Below are 4546 nucleotides of genomic sequence, written 5' to 3'. Positions count from 1 at the left end.
GCACAAACCAACTTCACCATTACCGATAACGGGACGGAGTGGAAAAAGGTTTCCCTAGCGGACTTAGGGATGAAAACGGACTTTTCCAAAGAGTTAGATAATCTCTTAGGGGATCAAAACCAATGGGGTTGGGGAATGGCTTACGTCTTTACCAGCAATAGTAGCGATGTCAACGGCTTAACCCTGGATGAAGCCCAGCTAGATGCTGCGGCAGCCAACATCCAAACCGAACTAAACACCTTAAACGAAAGCCGCACCAAAACTGCCGACGCTACCTTAACCAAAGGCCCAACTGGTTTTACCATTACCCCAGAAGTGAACGGGAATTCCGTTAATGTGGACCAGGTTATTAAAGACTTAAAAGCTTTTGTGGCAAAAGATCAGTTCACCTTAGATTTGATGGACTATACAGAAAAACCAACTGTTCTTTCCACCGATGCAACATTACAAGAACAAATGAACCAGCTTAATCAAATCGCCCAAATTCAGGGCAATTACACCATTAACGGCGAAACTTTCCAAATCCCAACAGAAACAATCTCTGGCTGGTTAACTTATACAGATGGCAAAGTTTCATTAGACCGGGAACAAGTCAAAGCCTATGTCACTTCTCTTGGTGAAAAATACAACACGAGTACCAATGCTACGAAATTTAACAGTACCAAACGAGGAGAAGTCAGCGTCCCAGCAGGAACTTATAGTTGGACCATTCAGCCAGATAGCGAAACCGATGCTTTAATGGAAGCCATTCTAGCTGGCGCACCCTTTACCCGCACGCCAATAACTGCCGGCAGTGCCGCTGCAGATACGCCATTAATTGGCAATACCTATATTGAAGTTGACCTACAAAATCAACACATGTGGTACTACAAAGACGGTGCGGTGGCTCTAGAAACCGATGTCGTAACCGGTAAACCAAAATCTGCTACTCCTCCTGGCGTGAACTACATTTGGGAAAAGAAAACCAATGAAACGTTAAAAGGGAAAAATGATGATGGTACGGATTATGCCTCTCCTGTTGCCTACTGGTTACCAATTGACTGGACCGGCGTAGGAATTCACGATTCTGATTGGCAACCGGCATACGGTGGTGACCTCTACTTGACCAATGGCTCCCACGGCTGTGTGAACACACCGCCAGATGTGATGAAGACATTATATGAAGCAGTGGAAGTCGGGACCCCCGTCCTAGTTTTCTAATTCATAATTGACTAATGGAGCAGCTTAGGCTGTTCCTTTTTTATAGACTAAGCTATTTTTGATTTACTAGCATTTGATTGCTTTTGCCAGGTACTCCGTTACTAAAAACCCGAGACCTGTTTAGTTTTTGGACTAAATAGGTCTCGGGTTTATTTTATTTATTAATGACCAATCTTCTTGTGTAGACTGCTTGACCTGAGTGCATCACAGCATCATCAATAATCGAAACCAGCCGTACTTGACGCGTGACAGGTACTTCCCATGAATCATCCACCACATCTTGTAAACTGCTCTCGTCTAGATTCAACAAATATTCCTCGGCTAAGCTTATGCTCGCTTCCAAATACGCCGACAGAATACTTTTATCGGAAACAACGACTTTCGCCGCTTCTTCTGGGGTATGGTGCCACTCCTCGGTATCATCAGGTAAATCCAAAGCAAAGCGAGCACTCCATTTGTTTTGCCATAAAGATTCACTGTTCTTTAACTGAGAAATTTGTAAGTCCAATTCCCGGGCAGTATGCCACATGAGCCAAGTCACCGATTTGATTAACGGATGAGGCATTTGGTTGGCCTCAGTGACCGTCATTTGCCCTAATGTTTCTTCCAAGCGTTCTTGAGCCCGAAGCAATGTGTCCCGGGATAATTCCATAGCGTTCATCGCAATTCTCCTTTCAAGCGGGTTCTTGATTCTTTAACGTAATCACTAAAACCACAACTAACAGCAAAGACACACACCAAATGGCGCGGCCTTTAAACAAAGGGGCTGACAAGGCACTGAGAATGGCGCCAGTGAAAAAACCTACTACTATGGTAGAAGTGTATTTGATTTTAAAAGACGCTGTGGGATCCTTAGTAAAAAAATGGGCATAGGCGTAATCGGCAATCGAGCGCAAGTTCCCCGAAGTCATAGTAGTGGCATAGGGCAATCCCGCTAACCTACGATAAGTAGCATATTGAATGGCCGCAAAAAAAGCCAAGGCAGAATTAATCACCAAATTACTGGTAGACTCCGAAAAAAGACCTACAAAAAAAATACCTATTAATTCGATAACCACCGCCACATTTTGCCAAATAAACAAGCGATTTTTCGGAAATTGGTGCTTTAACAAATTGGTCATAAAGATTCCAATCAAAAACATGATAATCGGCACTAAGTAGCGCACAATCTCATGAAACTCTCCTTGGGCCACACTGACCCCCATTAGGATTACATTACCAGACTGCATGCTCGCAAAAACTTCTCCGTGAAACAAATAGGTGTAGACATCCAAAAAGCCCCCAGCCATGGCCAATAAAATGCCAATGGGCAAGCTCTCGTGGATTACGACCCGTTGATCAACAAACTTCGGCATTCTCACAAAATTACTCCTCTAAACTCGTATAAACTTCAGAAACATCGTCATCGTCTTCCAGTTTATCAATTAAAACTTGTAATTGTTCTCTTTGTTCTGCTGTCACTTTAGTAGTAGTACTTGGCAACATGGTCAGCTCCGCTTGTGCTAAGGTAAAACCGTCAGCGGTCAATTGATCTCGCACCGCGGTAAAATCTTCTGGAGCGGTATAGATTTCAAAGACTTCTGGTGAGGTTAACATGTCTTCTGCCCCTGCTTCAATAATATCTTCCAGCATCCTATCCTCGTCTACTTCAAGACCAGCTCGTTCAATGGCAAGATAACCTCGACGCTCAAACATATAACTTACGGAACCAGTTTCTCCTAAGTTACCACCATTGCGGGTAAACGCAACCCGCACATTTGTCGCCGTCCGATTCCGGTTATCCGTTAAAGCGTGTACTAAAATCGCCACCCCACCAGGACCATAGCCTTCGTAGCTCACTTCATCATAGTTGGCTCCTTCTGTGGTACTAGTAGCTTTTTTAATCGCCCGTTCTACATTGTCATTGGGCATATTGGCCGATTTCGCCTTATCCATAACGAGGCGCAAAGCCGGATTTGTATCTGGATCTGGACCACTGGCTTTAGCCGCCATATAGATTTCTCGAGACAGCTTTTGAAAAATCTTCCCCCGTTTTGCATCTTGTGCATTTTTTCGTCCTTGAATATTATTCCATTTACTATGTCCTGACATACGACATCCTCCTTATTCCATTCATACATGGTTTCTACTTCATTTTAGAACAAGCCTTTCAAAAAGCCCAAGAAAAAACCTTTCTCAGTACTATTTCAGCGCAATCGTCGCCCTTTCACTACAAAAATCAGTAAAATCAATAGAACCGCCGTAAGTGCCCCAGCTGAATCCAACATCACATCTTCAAATAAAGGAGTGCGACCGCCAGTAAGTTGTTGATGAAATTCATCCATCCCCGCATAACCTGTGGCAGACAGCCAAGCAAAAAAGCCGGCCCACCAGAAATTCTTCTGCTTATAGTACAGCCCTAAACAAAAACTGCCTCCCATCATAAAGTAAGTAACAAAATGGGCTCCTTTGCGAATAAAGAACTCCACAAATTTGCTATAACCTAAAGAGGCTATCGATACCTGACTACCTGCATATTCAAACTGAATGGCAGATAATGGCTGTCTTAAAGGTTCTGATTTAAGCACACGCTGAATCAACCCGATTTGAGACTGCTCTTCATAAGTTTGTGACGAACTAATAAACAAAATCACCATAATTAAAATACCAATGGCAAAATAAAAATTAGGCTGCTTCCACATTTTTTTCACAGTTTTCACCTCTTGTTTATCTTATCACGTTTCCTTAAGGGGACAAGCTCTTTTCAGGAAGTTTTCATAAAGAGTCAAAAAAAAGACCAGCGAACAAGTCGCTGGTCGAAAGCTTTCGTTTTATTACATAGATACGGCAAAGCTTGGACGATAGTAAGAGTAAGAAGAAACTTTTACAGATTCGCCAGGTTGTGGTGCGTGGATGTATTGGCCACCACCTAAAGCAATGGCTACGTGGTAAGAACCACCAGGTGAACCCCAGAATAATAAGTCGCCAGCTTTGGCAGCATTAACGCTAATCACGGGTCCATTACCTTCTTGAGCAGTAGTTACCCGACCAATTTCCCGGCCGTATGCTTCACGATACACATAAGAAGTAAAACCAGAACAGTCAAAACCACTTGGAGTAGAACCACCCCATACATATGGTGTACCAATGTATTTATAAGCAGTCGCAATCAAGTCCCCGCCAGTTGAAGGAGTGCTTGGTGCTGGTGTTTCAACAACCGGTGCTTCTGGTGTACTTGGTGTCGGTGTTTCAACAGCTGGTGTTTCTGGCGTACTTGGTGTCGGTGTACTTGGCGTTGGCGTTTCAACAACTGGTGTTTCTGGTGTTGTTGAACTTGGTGTTTCTACTTCCGTACTTGGTGTAGTAG

The 4546-nt window shown here is 43.5% G+C and carries 6 protein-coding genes; 1 reads left to right on the top strand and 5 read right to left on the bottom strand.

Annotated features, from left to right (window positions below):
- Positions 1-1200 (top strand): L,D-transpeptidase family protein (locus AB5754_RS10800; RefSeq protein WP_368259592.1); only part of this gene is annotated, 1200 nt, incomplete at its 5' end.
- Positions 1201-1354: 154 nt separating this feature from the next.
- Here AB5754_RS10800 and AB5754_RS10795 read toward each other — a convergent pair.
- The 5 genes from AB5754_RS10795 to AB5754_RS10775 all read right to left on the bottom strand — a co-directional run.
- Complete coding sequence (locus AB5754_RS10795) at positions 1355-1861, bottom strand: DinB family protein (RefSeq protein WP_368251903.1); 507 nt, start codon at positions 1859-1861, stop codon at positions 1355-1357.
- Between the two features lie 13 nt (positions 1862-1874).
- On the bottom strand, positions 1875-2555 hold the full coding sequence (locus AB5754_RS10790) for a YoaK family protein (RefSeq protein WP_368251917.1): 681 nt from the start codon (positions 2553-2555) through the stop codon (positions 1875-1877).
- A gap of 10 nt (positions 2556-2565) precedes the next feature.
- A complete protein-coding gene (locus AB5754_RS10785; RefSeq protein WP_368251902.1) occupies positions 2566-3291 on the bottom strand; it encodes a YebC/PmpR family DNA-binding transcriptional regulator in 726 nt (241 codons plus the stop codon).
- A gap of 95 nt (positions 3292-3386) precedes the next feature.
- Complete coding sequence (locus AB5754_RS10780) at positions 3387-3890, bottom strand: VanZ family protein (RefSeq protein WP_368251901.1); 504 nt, start codon at positions 3888-3890, stop codon at positions 3387-3389.
- A 123-nt stretch (positions 3891-4013) separates the two neighbouring features.
- The coding region (locus AB5754_RS10775; protein ID WP_368259591.1) for a C40 family peptidase at positions 4014-4546 on the bottom strand (533 nt) is incomplete at its 5' end.

The sequence above is a fragment of the Enterococcus sp. 2201sp1_2201st1_C11_2201SCRN_220225 genome, assembly GCF_040925905.1.
In the GTDB taxonomy this organism is placed as follows: Bacteria; Bacillota; Bacilli; order Lactobacillales; family Enterococcaceae; genus Enterococcus_C; species Enterococcus_C asini_A.
Note: the sequence above shows the minus strand (reverse complement) of the source record. Positions and strands in the feature narration are given on the sequence as shown.

What these genes read in the sequence shown, in the direction of transcription:
- AB5754_RS10795 (WP_368251903.1), bottom strand. Translation starts at nt 1,861, where the DNA reads ATGAACGCTATGGAATTATCCCGGGACACATTGCTTCGGGCTCAAGAA.
- AB5754_RS10790 (WP_368251917.1), bottom strand. Translation starts at nt 2,555, where the DNA reads ATGCCGAAGTTTGTTGATCAACGGGTCGTAATCCACGAGAGCTTGCCC.
- AB5754_RS10785 (WP_368251902.1), bottom strand. Translation starts at nt 3,291, where the DNA reads ATGTCAGGACATAGTAAATGGAATAATATTCAAGGACGAAAAAATGCA.